The sequence below is a fragment of the Citrobacter sp. wls711 genome, from assembly GCF_005281055.1.
GTDB classification, from domain to species: domain Bacteria; phylum Pseudomonadota; class Gammaproteobacteria; order Enterobacterales; family Enterobacteriaceae; genus Citrobacter; species Citrobacter gillenii.
On record NZ_SZXC01000022.1, the window covers coordinates 61,338 to 77,279 of the forward strand.

Below are 15,942 nucleotides of genomic sequence, written 5' to 3' on the forward strand. Positions count from 1 at the left end.
ACATCCTGATCCCGCAAGGGATAAAAAAAGGCGACTCATAATAAGTCGCCTTTTTTGTGCCCTGATTATTCCGGGCGTGGCTTCAGCGGGAAGCGCCTGCGTACCAGCACAAAAAACAGCGGCACGAAGTAAATGGCCAAAATAGTGGCGGATATCATTCCGCCCATCACGCCGGTCCCTACCGCATGCTGGCCGCCGGAGCCTGCGCCGCTGCTGATGGTCATCGGCAGCACCCCGAAGATAAACGCCAGTGAGGTCATTAAAATTGGACGTAAACGCTGACGACAGGCGTGCAGTGTGGCGTCGAGCAAATCGTGTCCTTTTTCATTCATTTCATTGGCGAACTCAACAATTAATATCGCGTTTTTCGCCGACAGCCCGATAACCGTTAATAGCCCGACCTGGAAATAAACGTCGTTTTCCAGACCGCGCATCCAGGTCGCCAGCAGCGCGCCAATCACCCCCAACGGCACTACCAGCATGACGGAGAACGGTACCGACCAGCTTTCGTACAGTGCCGCCAGACACAGGAACACCACCAGCAGCGAAATAGCGTACAGGGCAGGGGCCTGAGAGCCCGAGAGCCGTTCTTGATAAGACATCGCCGTCCATTCGAGGCCAAATCCGGTCGGAAGCTGATGCACCAGCGATTCCATCACGTCCATTGCCGTCCCGGTACTGACGCCGGGCGCGGCTTCGCCGACGATCTCGACGGCAGAGTAGCCGTTGTAGCGTTCCAGACGCGGTGAACCGGTTTCCCAGCGCGAGGTGGCAAACGCCGAGAACGGCACCATACCACCGCTATTGTTGCGCACGTACCACAGGTTGATGTCGTCAGGGAGCATGCGATATTTCGCCGCCGCCTGCACGTAGACTTTTTTCACACGGCCGCGGTCCATAAAGTCATTGACGTAACTGGAGCCCCAGGCCGTTTGCAGCGTGTCGTTAATATCATCGATAGAAACCCCCAACGCCTGTGCTTTGCGCTGATCGATATCAATTTGCAGCTGCGGGCTGTCGTCGAGGCCATTATGACGTACGCGGGTGAGAGAGGTGTCCTTCCCGGCAAGTTCTATCAGTTTGTCCCGTGCGGCCATTAACGCGTCATGACCCGCACCGGCGTGATCCTGCAACTCCATATCAAAACCGGCAGAGCTACCCAGGCCGCTGATGGCCGGAGGGCTGCTGGCAAATACGCGCGCCTCTTTAATCTGGTTAAACGCTTTGGTGGCGCGTTCGATAATGGCAAATGAGGTGCCGGTGGTGGCGTCACGATCGTCCCAGTCTTTTAAGCGGACAAACATGCGCGCTACGTTCTGCCCGTTCCCACCAGGGCCAGAGCCGACGGTTGAGAAGACCGACATGATGTTGTCTTTTTCATGGGTGAAATAATACTTCTCGACTTCTTCCACCACTTTTAACGTCTGCTGCTGCGTGGAACCGCTGGGCAGCTGTACCGAGGTGGTAAACATGCCGCGGTCTTCTAGCGGCAGGAACGAGGTTGGCAGGCGCAGGAACAGGAATACCATGCCGCCGAGCAGCAAGCCGTAGATCAGGATCCAGCGCAGGCTGCGATGTAAAATTCGGGCAACGCCTTTTTCATAGCGTTCAGCATTGCGGTTAAACATGCGGTTAAACCAGCCGAAGAACCCGGTCTGACCATGATGTTCGCCCTTGTGCAGCGGCTTGAGCAATGTGGCGCACAGGGCCGGGGTCAGGATCATCGCCACCAGCACCGACAGCACCATTGCCGAGACGATAGTTATCGAGAATTGGCGGTAAATCGCCCCGGTGGTGCCACCGAAGAAGGCCATCGGGATAAATACCGCGGACAGCACCATGGCGATACCCACCAGCGCACCCTGGATCTGCCCCATCGATTTCCGCGTGGCTTCACGCGGCGAGAGACCTTCCTCGCTCATGATGCGCTCGACGTTCTCCACCACCACAATGGCGTCATCGACCAGCAGGCCGATGGCCAGCACCATCGCAAACATCGTCAGCGTGTTGACGCTGTAGCCAAAGGCGTAGAGCACGGAGAAGGTGCCCATTAACACCACCGGGACGGCGATGGTTGGGATAAGCGTCGCACGGAAGTTTTGCAGGAACAGATACATGACGAGGAAGACCAGCGCGATGGCTTCCAGCAGCGTTTTTACCACGTCGATAATCGACGCTTTGACGAAGGAGGTGGTTTCATACGCCACCTTGTATTCCAGTCCGTGCGGGAAATATTGCGACAGCTCATTCAGGCGATTGATAACCAGATTCGCTGTCGCCATTTCATTGGCGCCAGAGGCTAATTTAACCCCCAGGCCGGAGGCTGGATTGCCGTTAAAGCGGCTGAGGTAATCGTATTTCTCTGCGCCCATTTCGACTGTGGCGACGTCGCCCAGTTTGACGTCGGAACCGTCCTGATTCACGCGCAGCGTAATCGCGCGGAAATCGTCCGGCGTTTGTAGCAATGACTGAGCATTGATCGTCGCATTCAGCGCCTGTTTGTCCACCGAAGGCGTACCGCCAAGTTGGCCGACTGCAATTTGCGCATTTTGCGACTCGATAGCGTCGGTGACGTCTTTGGCGGTCATCTGGAAGCTGTTCAGCTTGGCCGGGTCGAGCCAGATACGCATGGAGTATTGAGAGCCGTAGGCGTCAATATCCCCCACGCCGTTAATACGGCTGAGCGGGTCCTGAATATTACTCGCCACGTAGTCGGCAATATCCTGCTTATCCATTGAGCCGTCGGTGGAGACAAAGGCGATAGTCAGGATATTGGTATCCCCGGTTTTACGTACCGTCACCCCCTGATCCTGTACCGCCTGCGGCAGCTTACGCATCGCCGACTGCAGTTGGTTTTGTACCTGCTGTACGGCTTCGTCAGGATCGGTCCCTGCCACAAAACTGAGCGTCACCGACGCCTGGCCGGTCCCGCTGCTTTGCGACGACATATACATCAGGTTATCGAGACCGGTCATGTTCTGTTCGATAACCTGGGTCACGGTGTTTTCCAGCGTTTGTGCCGACGCGCCTGGATAGTTCGCGGTGACGCGCACGTTCGGCGGCGCCAGATCGGGATATTGCTCAACGGGCAGCGAAAAAATAGCCAGGGTTCCTGTGAGACACAACAGGATAGCTAACACCCAGGCAAAAATGGGGCGATCGATAAAAAAATTCGCCATTAAAAGGGGACCTCGTGTTTCTGCGTATATTTGTGGGTATGACCTGCTTCACTGTAGCGGCAAGGTACGAGCCAAACGTGGAGAAAAAAAGAAGATAATGTAAATTATCATACGCGTTTACAGCGTACCTTTCGTGCCAACGCCGTCTGGACTGGGTGCAGACCAGACGGCGCATTGCTGTTCTTTACGTTAGCTGACTTTCTGTCTCTGCCGATCGAAAACTAATGCTGACCAGCGTTCCGCCTCCGGAGGGTTGCGAGAAGGTCAGTGTACCGCTGAGTCTTTCTGCTCGCTCACGCATAATATTCAAACCATAGTGTCCCGCGGGTTCTTGCGGGTCACCGATACCGACGCCGTTATCGCGGATATACACGGTATGATTCCCATCCGGCGCGGTTACGCAGCTGACGGCAATTTCGCTCGCACTGGCGTGTTTAATGGCGTTCAACACTGCTTCACGAACGATCTGCAACAGGTGCACCTGCATTTGCGCATCCAGTGCCAGCGTCGGTAACCGGCAATCGAGCGTCAGTTTAGCCGACGTTTGGTTTTGCAGCGTTTCCAGCATTTCATGCAGGGCAGAAGGCAGATCGGCCTGCTGTAAGGTCAGGCGGAAGGTGGTGAGCAGTTCGCGCAACTGGCGATACGCATCATTCAACGCCTGGGAGAAATCGGCCATGATGCCCTGTGCCGGGGCATTATCTTCCGGAATCGAACGCTTCAGTAGCGTTAACTGAATGCGCAAATAAGACAGCACCTGCGCCAGCGAGTCGTGGAGTTCACGCGCGATGGTCGCTCGCTCTTCCATTAACAACAGCTGCTGAAAATGTTTTTGCGCCTGGTTGAAGTACAACCCGCGTCCCAACATGGTCGACACGCTATTAAGCAGCGGCGTAGAAGCACTCACGTTAGGGCTTTGCCAGTGTAGTTCGCCATAGACGGTCTCCTGCATGGTGACCGGCAGGATCTGCATCGGCAGTTCGGGGCTTTTAGTCCCTTCGCTAATCCGCCAGTTATCCCCGACGGTGAGTTCCAGGAAATATGCAGCGTCGTGCTCGCGGACAATTTGTAAAATATGGCGGAAGCAGTGCACGTCAATTTGGCTGGTATTCAGCGCCTGGGAACACTGATACAGCACCTCCAGGCGGCGATTGGCTTCGTGAAGGTCGTGTGTTTTCTCCGCCACGGAGGCTTCCAGCGAGCGGTACAGTTTATGCAGTTCACTCGACATCTGGCTAAACGTCTTCGCCAGCAGCCCCAGTTCGTTGGGCAAGCCGGTATCCAGTTGGGGGATATCAAACTGACCGTGTTCAATCTGCTGGCTGGCCATCACCAGGTTATTGAGTGGACGTACTACCTGCTGGCGAATACGCCGCAAAGTAAAGAACACCAGGGTGAATATGCCGATCCCGCCCGCCAGCGATATGCCAAACACCAGCATCACTTTGCGCTCAGCATAATGCTGCAGCGCCAGCACGAAGAGGTCGATTTGATTGACATAGTTGTTGATATTGGCCTGATACCAGGGCAAATCGCCGCTTATCAGTCGGGTGTTCATTTCCAGCCAGTTCGCATGCAGACGTCCATAGCGGCTTTTTACTGCCTCTGGAACATACCAGGCGTTCAGATTTTGTAATGCCGGCGCGTTTAACGCCTGCTGGAAAAGCTGGCGATGGGCGTTGAGTTGTGGGCTTTGGCTTTGCAGATCATACCCCAGCCGATAACTTTGCATACGCAGGGAACCGGCAATATTAATTGCCTCCGCGTCGCGCAAACTGCTGGTGAGCGTAAGCAGCGCAATGCCCGTAGAGAGAATTGACAGCAGCACGATGTAGAAAAAAGCCTTGGCTAAACTGGCCGAGACAGGACGCTTTACCGTCACTCGCACATCCTCACACAATGCGCCTCGCGCCTGGTTGCAGCCCGAACGACTCAGTGTATTTGTTAAATGTTAATAAAATCGCCATGAAACAGGATGGTAACTGAAACACAATTTCATATGCGATGAAATAAATTGATCTGCCACAGGTTCTGGATAAATAGTTGTACTTTCTGGGCAAATGGACATTGCCGCTCACTTCAGGGTCGGTTAATAACAACAGTCATATAAAGAATAAGGTTTTTGCAACCAAAAAAGAAGGAAGCCATGAATCGTTTTATTATGGTCAACAGCCAACAGTGCCTGGGATGCCACGCCTGTGAGGTCGCCTGTGTCATGGCGCATAACGATGAGCAGCATGTCCTGAGCCAACGGCATTTTCAGCCGCGCATTACCGTCATCAAACATCAGCACCAGCGCAGCGCGGTGACCTGCCGCCACTGTGAGGACGCGCCCTGTGCCAGAAGCTGCCCGAATGGCGCAATCCGCCATGACAATGACAGCGTGCAGGTGAACGCGAAACAGTGTATTGGCTGTAAATCCTGTGTTGTTGCCTGTCCTTTTGGCACGATGCAGATCGTACTGACACCCGTGGCGAAAGGAAAGGTGAAAGCGACCGCGTATAAATGCGATTTGTGTCAGGGGCGGGAAGAAGGACCGGCCTGCGTTGAGAACTGTCCGGCGCAGGCGCTACAGCAGGTGACTGAAAGCTCACTTGCCAGTCTCTCAAAAGCACGCAGGCTGCGCGCAGCCAGTCAGGAGTGTCAACCCTGGCATGCGATTGCCAGCGGAGTGACGCAGCATGTCACCAGTAAAGTTGAACAAATGCGGGCCACGCCCGCGCGCGGTGAGCCCGATAAACTGCCGATTGAAGCCCGTAAAACCAGCTTTGATGAAATTTATTTGCCGTTCCGCACGGCGCAGGCTGAACGGGAAGCCTCCCGCTGCCTGAAGTGTGGCGAGCACAGTATTTGCGAGTGGACGTGCCCGCTGCACAACCATATTCCACAGTGGATCGAACTGGTGAAAGCCGGAAACATTGACGCAGCGGTTGAGCTTTCGCATCAGACCAACTGTCTGCCGGAAATTACCGGGCGCGTCTGTCCGCAGGACCGGCTCTGCGAAGGGGCTTGTACGGTACGTGATGAACATGGTGCGGTCACCATTGGCAATATTGAACGTTACATCTCCGACCGCGCGTTGAGCAAAGGGTGGAGACCGGACCTAAGTCATGTACAGAAAGTCGATAAACGCGTCGCCATTATCGGTGCGGGTCCGGCGGGGCTGGCTTGTGCGGATGTGTTAGCCCGCAACGGCGTTAGCGCCACCGTCTTCGATCGCCATCCTGAAATTGGCGGCTTACTGACGTTTGGTATTCCGGCCTTCAAACTGGATAAATCATTGCTGGCGCGCCGTCGTGAAATCTTCAGTGCCATGGGTATTCATTTCGAGCTGAACTGCGAAGTCGGCAAGGACGTGACGCTGGCCGCGTTGCTGGAAGACTACGATGCGGTGTTCGTGGGCGTCGGGACCTATCGTTCGATGAAAGCGGATCTGCCGAATGAAGACGCCCCCGGTGTGTATGACGCGCTACCGTTCCTGATTGCCAATACCAAGCAGGTGATGGGACTGGATGAACTGCCAGAGGAGCCGTTTATTGACACCGCCGGACTGAACGTCGTGATCCTCGGCGGCGGCGATACGGCCATGGACTGCGTGCGTACCGCGCTGCGCCACGGGGCAAGCCAGGTCACCTGCGCTTACCGTCGGGATGAAGCCAACATGCCCGGCTCGAAAAAAGAGGTCAAAAATGCCCGCGAAGAGGGGGCTAACTTTGAATTTAACGTCCAGCCGGTTGAGCTGGTGCTGAATGCTGAAGGGCGCGTCAGCGGCGTGCGTTTCTTACGCACCCAACTCGGTGAACCTGATGCGCAGGGGCGGCAGCGTCCGGTTCCCATCGCCGGGAGTGAATTTGTGATGCCTGCCGATGCGGTGATCATGGCGTTTGGTTTTCATCCGCACGGCATGCCATGGCTGGAGGCGCACGGCGTGAAGGTTGATAGCTGGGGGCGGATCGCTGCGGACGTTGAGAGCGCTTACCGCTATCAAACCACGAACCCGAAGATTTTTGCCGGGGGGGACGCGGTGCGCGGAGCCGATCTGGTGGTGACGGCCATGGCAGAAGGGCGTCATGCCGCGCAGGGGATCGTCGACTGGCTGGGTATAAAATCAGTTAAATCTCACTAAGCTGGGGTCAAGACAAACCCGGTTTCACGGCGTAGTATTATTGCTCACTTCTCGCCGTGGAGCCGGTATGTCGCAAAAAATCACCCTCATCAAAGACAAAGTCCTTTCCGATAACTACTTCATCCTGCGCAATATCACCTATGAACTGACCCGTAGCAACGGCGAGGTCATCCGCCACAAACGCGAGGTTTACGATCGCGGTAACGGGGCCACCATCCTGCTGTATAACCCGGAGAAAAAGACCGTGGTGCTGATCCGCCAGTTTCGCGTCGCGACCTGGGTCAACGGTAACGAAAGCGGACAGCTGATAGAAACCTGCGCCGGACTGCTGGACAACGACGAGCCGGAAGCCTGCATTCGCAAAGAAGCGATAGAAGAGACCGGCTATGAAGTGGGTGAGGTGCGTAAACTGTTTGAGTTGTACATGTCGCCGGGCGGCGTGACCGAATTAATCCACTTTTTTATCGCGCAATACAGTGACAGCCAGCGGGCGAATGCCGGTGGCGGCGTTGAAGATGAAGATATTGAGGTTCTGGAGCTCCCCTTCACGCAGGCGCTGGAGATGATCAAAACCGGCGAGATCCGAGATGGTAAAACGGTGCTATTGCTGAACTATTTGCAGTCGTCACATCTCATGGACTCATGATCGGGATTTATATTTCTTTACAAAATAACGGCCAATCCGACGATTCTGATTGAGCCTCATCAATCGCGCAAGGAAGATACGGCTCAGGTTGTTGGTTTTGACTTCGGGGTTGTACCGTCCATGCGCTATCGCGTTATTTTCATCTTTCTGCTCGGTTTGCTGCCGGTCCGCTTTTTGTGGGCGGCTCCTGCGCAGCAGGTATTTTCCGACTGGCAGGTGACCTGCAATAACCAGAATTTTTGCGTGGCGCGCAATACCGGTGAACATCACGGCCTGGTGATGACCCTAAGCCGCAGCGCGGGGGCGCATACCGACGCGGTGTTGCGCATCGAACTGGGGGGACTGGACTCCCCCGATGCCAAAGAGGCAGAGATTGCGCCGCGTTTGCTGCTCGACGGCGCACCGCTGCCGTTGACCGGTGAACACTGGAATATTACGCCCTGGCATCTGATGACTGACGATCCTGTCACCATTAGCGCCTTTTTACAGACCGTGCAAAATGCGCAGGCTATTACCCTGCAAAAAGGGGGGCAAACCCTGTCGCTGGCAGGACTGAAAGCCGCGCTGTTGTTTATTGACGCACAGCAAAAACGTGTAGGCAGTGAAACCGCCTGGATACAAAAAGGTGACGAGCCGCCGCTCAGCGTGCCGCCGGCACCCGCCCTGAAAGGTGTGGCCATCGTGAATCCCACGCCAACGCCGCTGTCTGAACAAGAACGCAACGACCTGCTGGATTACGGGAACTGGCGGATAAACGGGTTGCGTTGTTCGCTCGACCCGATGCGTCGCGAGGTGCGGGTGTCTGCGTTAACGGACGACAAAGCGCTGCTGATGATCGGCTGTGAGGCCGGGGCATATAACACCATCGATTTGGCATGGATTGTGTCCCGCAGCAAACCGCTGACCTCCCGCTCCGTGCGGTTGAGTCTGCCGTTTAAAACGGATGCAGAAAGCAATGATATGGAGTTGACCAATGCTGCGTTCGATGAAAAATCGCGCGAGCTGATTACGCTCGCCAAGGGCCGAGGTTTGTCGGACTGCGGTATCCAGACGCGCTGGCGTTTTGACGGCCAGCGTTTTCGTCTGGTGCGTTATGCGCAGGAGCCAAGCTGTGATAACTGGCATGGCCCCGACGCCTGGCCCACATTGTGGATCACCCGTTAAGCACCTTATGTGCTTTTTCGACGATGTTCTCCACTGTAAAGCCGAAAAACGGGAATAATTTGTCCGCCGGGGCGGATTCCCCATAACCGGTCATGCCGACAATCGCGCCTTTCAGACCGACGTATTTGTACCAGTAATCGGCAATGCCCGCTTCGACCGCCACGCGTGCGCTGACGTTTGCTGGCAGGACCGATTCACGGTATGCCTCGTCCTGGGCGTCGAAGATATCCGTTGAGGGCAGGGAGACCACGCGAACGTTACGCCCTTCACCCGTCAATTTCTCCGCCGCCAGCAGCGTGATCTCCATCTCTGACCCGGTAGCAATCAGGATAATATCCGGCTTCCCGCCGCCGTCTTTCAGCACGTAGCCGCCGCGGGCAATCTCTTTGACCTGCTCAGGCGTGCGTTCAACCTGTGCCAGGTTCTGCCTGGAAAGGATCAGCGCCGTGGGACCGTTATGGCGCTCAACGGCCAGTTTCCAGCCTACCGCCGCTTCGACCTGATCGCACGGACGCCAGGTGCTGAAGTTGGGCGTCAGGCGCAGGCTGGCGAGCTGCTCTACCGCCTGGTGAGTCGGACCGTCTTCCCCCAGACCAATCGAGTCGTGGGTATAGACCATGATCTGTCGGGCTTTCATTAATGCTGCCATGCGTGCGGCGTTACGGGCGTATTCGACAAACATCAGGAAGGTGGCAGTATACGGGACAAAACCGCCATGATGGGCGATGCCGTTGGCAATGGCGGTCATGCCAAATTCACGCACGCCGTAGTGAATGTAATTCCCGGCCGGGTCGTCTTTCAGCGAGGTTGAGCCTTTCCAGATGGTCAGGTTGCTGGGGGCGAGATCGGCAGAACCACCAAGCAGCTCGGGCAGCATCGGGCCATAGACGTTGAGGGTGTTTTGCGATGCCTTACGGGTGGCAATTTTTGCCGGATTAGCCTGCAATTCGCGAATGTATTTCTCGGTACTCTTTTCCCACTCTTTTGGCAGCCCACCACGCATCCGGCGGGTAAACTCTGCTGCCAGTTCAGGATATGCTTGCTGGTACGCGGAGAAGGTCGTATTCCAGTCCTGCTGGGCTTTTTCGCCGTTTTCTCGCGCGTCCCAGGCCCGATAAATCTCTTTGGGGATGTGAAAGGCGGGATGATGCCAGCCCAGCTTCTGGCGGGTCAGCGCCACTTCTTCTTCACCCAATGCCGCGCCGTGCGCCTCTTCTTTCCCGGCCTTATTCGGCGAGCCAAAGCCAATTACCGTCCGACAGATAATGAGTGATGGCTTATCGGTCACGCTTTGGGCTTCCAGAATGGCTTTCTTCACCGCTTCAGGATCGTGCCCGTCTATCTCGTGTACCACATGCCAGTGATACGCTTCAAAGCGCTTCGCGGTATCGTCGGTAAACCAGCCTTTGGTTTCGCCATCAATAGAGATGCCGTTGTGGTCGTAAAAGCCGATCAGCTTGCCCAGTCCCAGCGTCCCCGCCAGCGAACAGACTTCGTGGGAAATCCCTTCCATCAGGCAGCCGTCGCCCATAAAAACATAGGTGAAATGGCTGACAATCTCATGGCCCGGTTGATTAAACTGCGCGGCCAGCGTTCGTTCGGCCACCGCCAGCCCGACGGCGTTTGCCAGGCCCTGACCCAACGGCCCGGTGGTGGTTTCCACGCCCGGCGTGTAGCCCAGTTCCGGGTGCCCGGGCGTTTTTGAATGCAGCTGGCGGAAGTTCTTTAACTCGTCCAACGGCAGGTCGTAACCGGAAAGATGCAGCAGGCTGTAAAGCAGCATTGAGGCGTGACCGTTGGACAAAATAAACCGGTCACGATCGTACCAGTGAGGATCGCTCGGGTTATGGCGGAGAAAATCGTTCCACAGCACTTCGGCAATATCGGCCATGCCCATCGGTGCGCCGGGATGGCCTGAGTTGGCTTTCTGGACCGCATCCATACTCAGCGCACGAATGGCATTGGCAAGCTCTTTACGGGTCATAGGAAATACTCCTTGAAAAGTAAAGTGTTAGAGCGTGTGTTAATTCACACTTTTGGAGAATTTGCAGGTGTTGTCAGCAAAAAGCATAGCAGACAGGCATGGTATTGCTGGCTTAAGCAGGTAACATGGCTGTTATAAATTGATAACAAATTCTTTCTTTGAGTAGTGAGAGTTTGGCGACCTTCAAAGTTTGCGCCGCTGACTGAGGTGATAATGTGCGGCTCTGCAAAAGGGTTACCTGCGCCACTTTATTGATCGATACGTGAAAGGAACAACAAGATGGATGACCAGTTAAGACAAAGCGCCCTCGATTTCCACGAGTTTCCAGTACCCGGCAAAATTCAGGTTTCGCCAACCAAACCCCTTGCCACCCAACGTGACCTGGCGCTGGCCTATTCACCCGGTGTTGCAGCCCCGTGTCTGGAAATCGAAAAAGACCCGCTGGCGGCCTACAAATACACCGCGCGCGGCAACCTGGTGGCGGTGATTTCCAACGGTACTGCGGTACTGGGGCTGGGCAACATTGGTGCGCTGGCCGGCAAACCGGTGATGGAAGGGAAAGGCGTTCTGTTTAAGAAATTTGCCGGGATTGACGTGTTCGATATTGAAGTCGACGAACTCGATCCGGATAAATTTATTAACGTGGTGGCGGCCCTTGAGCCGACGTTTGGCGGCATCAACCTCGAAGATATCAAAGCACCGGAATGCTTCTACATTGAGCAAAAACTGCGTGAGCGCATGAATATTCCGGTATTCCACGACGACCAGCACGGCACGGCTATCATCAGCACCGCCGCGATCCTTAACGGTCTGCGGGTGGTGGAGAAGAATATCTCTGATGTACGTATGGTGGTGTCCGGTGCGGGCGCGGCGGCGATTGCCTGTATGAACCTGCTGGTGGCGCTGGGCATGCAGAAGCACAATATCGTGGTCTGCGACTCCAAAGGCGTGATTTACAAAGATCGCGAACCGAACATGGCCGAAACCAAAGCGGCCTATGCGGTGGAAGATGACGGCAAGCGTACACTGGATGACGTGATTGACGGGGCTGACATCTTCCTTGGCTGTTCCGGCCCGAAAGTGCTGAGCCAGGAGATGGTCAAGAAAATGGCGCGTGCGCCGATGATTCTGGCGCTGGCCAACCCGGAACCGGAAATTCTGCCGCCGCTGGCGAAAGAAGTGCGTTCCGATGCCATTATTTGTACCGGTCGCTCCGACTACCCGAACCAGGTCAACAACGTCCTGTGCTTCCCGTTCATCTTCCGCGGTGCGCTGGACGTGGGTGCCACTGCAATCAACGAAGAGATGAAGCTGGCGGCGGTACACGCTATTGCGGAACTGGCGCATGCTGAGCAGAGCGAAGTGGTGGCCTCCGCCTATGGCGATCAGGACCTGAGCTTTGGCCCGGAATACATCATTCCTAAGCCGTTTGACCCGCGTCTGATTGTCAAAATTGCACCGGCGGTGGCGAAAGCGGCCATGGACTCCGGCGTGGCAACGCGCCCGATTGCCGACTTTGATGCGTACATCGATAAGCTGAGTGAGTTTGTCTACAAAACCAACCTGTTCATGAAGCCGATTTTCTCGCTGGCACGCAAAGCGCCGAAGCGCGTGGTGCTGACGGAAGGGGAAGAGGCGCGCGTGCTGCATGCGACCCAGGAATTGATCACCTTAGGTCTGGCGAAGCCGATCCTGATTGGCCGTCCGAGCGTGATCGAAATGCGCATCCAGAAACTGGGGCTGCAGATCAAAGCCGGTGTTGATTTTGAGATCGTCAACAACGAATCCGATCCGCGCTTCAAAGAGTACTGGAGTGAGTATTATCAGATTATGAAGCGCCGGGGGATCACCCAGGAGCAGGCGCAGCGTGCGGTGATTGCCAACACCACGGTGATTGGTGCGATCATGGTGCAACGCGGTGAAGCGGATGCGATGATCTGCGGCACGATTGGCGACTATCACGAGCATTTCAGCGTGGTGAAAGCGGTATTTGGTCACCGCGACGGTGTGCATACGGCGGGGGCGATGAACGCGCTGTTGCTGCCAAGCGGCAACACCTTTATCGCCGATACCTACGTTAACGATGACCCGACGCCGGATCAGCTGGCGGAAATCGCCGTGATGGCGGCCGAAACCGTACGGCGTTTTGGTATCGAACCGAAGGTGGCATTGCTGTCGCACTCCAACTTTGGCTCTTCCAACTGTCCGTCGGCCAGCAAAATGCGCGCAGCGCTGGAGCTTATCAAGGCGCGTGCGCCAGAACTGATGATCGACGGTGAGATGCACGGTGATGCCGCGCTGGTAGAAAGCATTCGTAACGATCGGATGCCGGACAGTCCGCTGAAAGGCTCCGCCAATATTCTGGTGATGCCGAATATGGAAGCGGCGCGTATTAGTTACAACTTACTACGCGTGTCCAGCTCTGAAGGTGTAACGGTCGGCCCGGTGCTGATGGGTGTGGCGAAACCGGTTCATGTATTAACGCCGATCGCCTCTGTTCGTCGTATCGTGAATATGGTGGCGCTGGCTGTTGTAGAAGCGCAAACACAACCGCTGTAATATATACTGGTGCGGGAACTCTCCCGCACCTTTACTTCACTTCTCGTTTTCTCTGATTTTACCATTATTCAAATCTTGATATTATCAATGTACGATATTAATTATCCCGTCTTTTTGTACATTAGATAACAGGATATTCATTTCTTTGATTTGTTTTTCATTTTTTATGAAATGCTATTTTACCTAATTTTTTTGTAAGAAAATATTAATAATATATTCATTGATTATATTGCTTTGTATTTTGTATGAAGTGCGTGGGTTGTGATTGGTGATGAAATTCACTTGAATACAATTAATTATGGGCTGTTTATTAATATTTAATAGAACTGTGCTGTAACAGATGAAATGATTTTATTCACGGTATTGATACTTGTATTGATGGCCAGAGAGAATTGCTAACGTAATAGCATTTACAAAGGTGATATCGAGATGGTATTGAAATGACGTAACTGAAATCATGATGATTTCCAGCGTTCTACCAGTAATGTTAAATGTAATTGGTACAGTTACATTGAATTCAATAATAACCAGTAAGTCATGACGATAAATATGGCTAAAGTCATTATTTGGCATGGCTGTTGTCTCAATCCCCTTTGGGGAACAAAAAATTAGGGAGCTTATTCTTATGGACTTAGCATTTTCTCCAAGGCTGCTTGCAATAGCTATTGCCGCAGCGATCCCATTGACCGTCAGCGCGGCAGATACCCCCGCCGTTGCGACTTCCCAGGATGGACATGCAGGATACGACCATCCCAATCAATATCTTGTTACGCCAGCGACAAAAATTGCTGACAACTTGATGCCGGTCATGTCTCATCCTGCACAGGATAAAGATACGCGGCAGAAGCTGGCCGAGTTAGAAAAGAAAACGGGCAAAAAGCCTAATATTGTGGTGTTCATTCTTGATGACGTCGGCTGGATGGATGTCGGTTTTAACGGGGGAGGGGAGGCCGTGGGTAACCCGACGCCGGATATCGATGCCGTCGCAAATCAGGGATTAGTCCTGACGTCGGCCTATTCGCAACCGAGTTCTTCCCCAACTCGTGCGACGATCATGACCGGGCAATACTCCGTTCACCATGGAATTTTAATGCCGCCAATGTACGGTATGCCTGGCGGTCTTGAAGGACTGACCACGCTACCGCAACTGTTGCACGATCAAGGCTATATCACGCAAGCCATCGGTAAATGGCACATGGGCGAGAATACCGGTTCGCAGCCGCAAAACGTCGGTTTTGACGATTTCCGCGGTTTTAACTCCGTCTCCGACATGTACACCGAATGGCGCGATCCGAATGTGAATCCGGAGGTGGCGCTAAGTCCTGCCCGTAGCCAGTATATTCAGAATCTGCCGTTCGATAAAAATGATGTCCATGCGGTACGCGGAGGCAAGCAGGAAGCTGTAGCCGAAATCACGCCGAAGTATATGGAAGATCTGGACCAGCGTTGGATGAAGTACGGCGTTGAGTTTATTAACAGCATGGCGAAGAAAGATAAGCCGTTCTTCCTGTATTACGGAACGCGTGGTTGCCATTTTGATAACTATCCGAATGCCCATTATGCCGGGCGCTCGCCAGCACGCACTTCCTACAGCGATTGTATGGTGGAGATGAATGACGTCTTTGCCAACCTGTACAAAGCGCTGGAGACCAGCGGGCAACTGGATAATACGCTGATCGTCTTCACCTCCGATAACGGCCCGGAAGCGGAAGTGCCGCCACATGGCCGCACGCCGTTCCGTGGCGCGAAAGGCTCAACGTGGGAGGGCGGGGTGCGCGTGCCGACGTTTGTTTACTGGAAGGGAATGATCCAACCGCGTAGATCCGACGGGATTGTGGATTTGGCGGATTTGTTCCCGACCAGTCTTTCACTGGCAGGCCATCCGGGCGCGGAGCTGGCGAAACTGGTGCCTGAAAAAACCTTTATTGATGGCGTTGACCAGGCATCTTTCTTTATCGGTAAAGACGGACAGTCAAACCGTAAAGCAGAACACTACTTCCTCAATGGCGAGCTTTCGGCGGTTCGTATTGATGAATTTAAATATCATCTGCTTATCCAGCAGCCTTTTGCTTTCACGCAAACCGGCTATCAAGGCGGGTTTACCGGCGCAATTATGAAAACGGCGGGTACGATGATATTTAACCTCTATACCAATCCGCAGGAAGATGAAAGTGTTGGTGTACGCCATATTCCGATGGGGGTACCTTTACAGACTGAAGTCCATAACTACATGGAAATTCTGAAAAAATACCCGCCTAAAGTGCAGATTAAACTCTAAGTTTTA

9 protein-coding genes are annotated in these 15,942 nt (G+C 54.3%); 5 read left to right on the forward strand and 4 right to left on the reverse strand.

Annotation, left to right across the window (positions count from 1 at the left end; genetic code table 11):
* Positions 1-65 precede the first annotated feature (65 nt).
* Entirely contained in the window at positions 66-3,179 is a 3,114-nt protein-coding gene (gene acrD, locus FDW98_RS07875; protein WP_096756209.1) for a multidrug efflux RND transporter permease AcrD, read from the reverse strand.
* A 184-nt stretch (positions 3,180-3,363) separates the two neighbouring features.
* Entirely contained in the window at positions 3,364-5,061 is a 1,698-nt protein-coding gene (gene narQ, locus FDW98_RS07880) for a nitrate/nitrite two-component system sensor histidine kinase NarQ (RefSeq protein ID WP_096756210.1), read from the reverse strand.
* A gap of 264 nt (positions 5,062-5,325) precedes the next feature.
* Between narQ and aegA the strand changes: the two genes are divergently transcribed.
* From aegA to FDW98_RS07895, 3 genes are all read left to right on the forward strand, one after another.
* A complete protein-coding gene (gene aegA, locus FDW98_RS07885) occupies positions 5,326-7,305 on the forward strand; it encodes a formate-dependent uric acid utilization protein AegA (protein WP_096756211.1) in 1,980 nt (659 codons plus the stop codon).
* A 67-nt stretch (positions 7,306-7,372) separates the two neighbouring features.
* Complete coding sequence (gene nudK, locus FDW98_RS07890; protein WP_096756212.1) at positions 7,373-7,951, forward strand: GDP-mannose pyrophosphatase NudK; 579 nt, start codon at positions 7,373-7,375, stop codon at positions 7,949-7,951.
* Between the two features lie 120 nt (positions 7,952-8,071).
* Positions 8,072-9,115, forward strand: coding sequence for a DUF1176 domain-containing protein (locus FDW98_RS07895; RefSeq protein ID WP_096756213.1), 1,044 nt, complete (start codon positions 8,072-8,074; stop codon positions 9,113-9,115).
* Here the strand turns inward: FDW98_RS07895 and tkt are convergent.
* Positions 9,105-11,099 (reverse strand): transketolase, encoded by a 1,995-nt coding sequence (gene tkt, locus FDW98_RS07900; RefSeq protein WP_096756214.1) that lies wholly within the window; start codon positions 11,097-11,099, stop codon positions 9,105-9,107. The two genes, FDW98_RS07895 and tkt, sit on opposite strands and share 11 nt — an antisense overlap.
* A gap of 279 nt (positions 11,100-11,378) precedes the next feature.
* Between tkt and maeB the strand changes: the two genes are divergently transcribed.
* Positions 11,379-13,658 carry an NADP-dependent oxaloacetate-decarboxylating malate dehydrogenase gene (maeB, locus tag FDW98_RS07905; RefSeq protein ID WP_096756215.1) on the forward strand — a complete coding sequence of 760 codons (2,280 nt, stop codon included), beginning with the start codon at positions 11,379-11,381 and terminating at the stop codon, positions 13,656-13,658.
* Between the two features lie 351 nt (positions 13,659-14,009).
* Here maeB and FDW98_RS23615 read toward each other — a convergent pair whose 3' ends face one another.
* Entirely contained in the window at positions 14,010-14,414 is a 405-nt protein-coding gene (locus FDW98_RS23615; protein WP_226794686.1) for a hypothetical protein, read from the reverse strand.
* Between FDW98_RS23615 and FDW98_RS07910 the strand changes: the two genes are divergently transcribed.
* Positions 14,341-15,936 (forward strand): sulfatase-like hydrolase/transferase, encoded by a 1,596-nt coding sequence (locus FDW98_RS07910; protein WP_226794662.1) that lies wholly within the window; start codon positions 14,341-14,343, stop codon positions 15,934-15,936. The genes FDW98_RS23615 and FDW98_RS07910 overlap by 74 nt on opposite strands.
* The last annotated feature ends 6 nt before the right edge of the window (positions 15,937-15,942 follow it).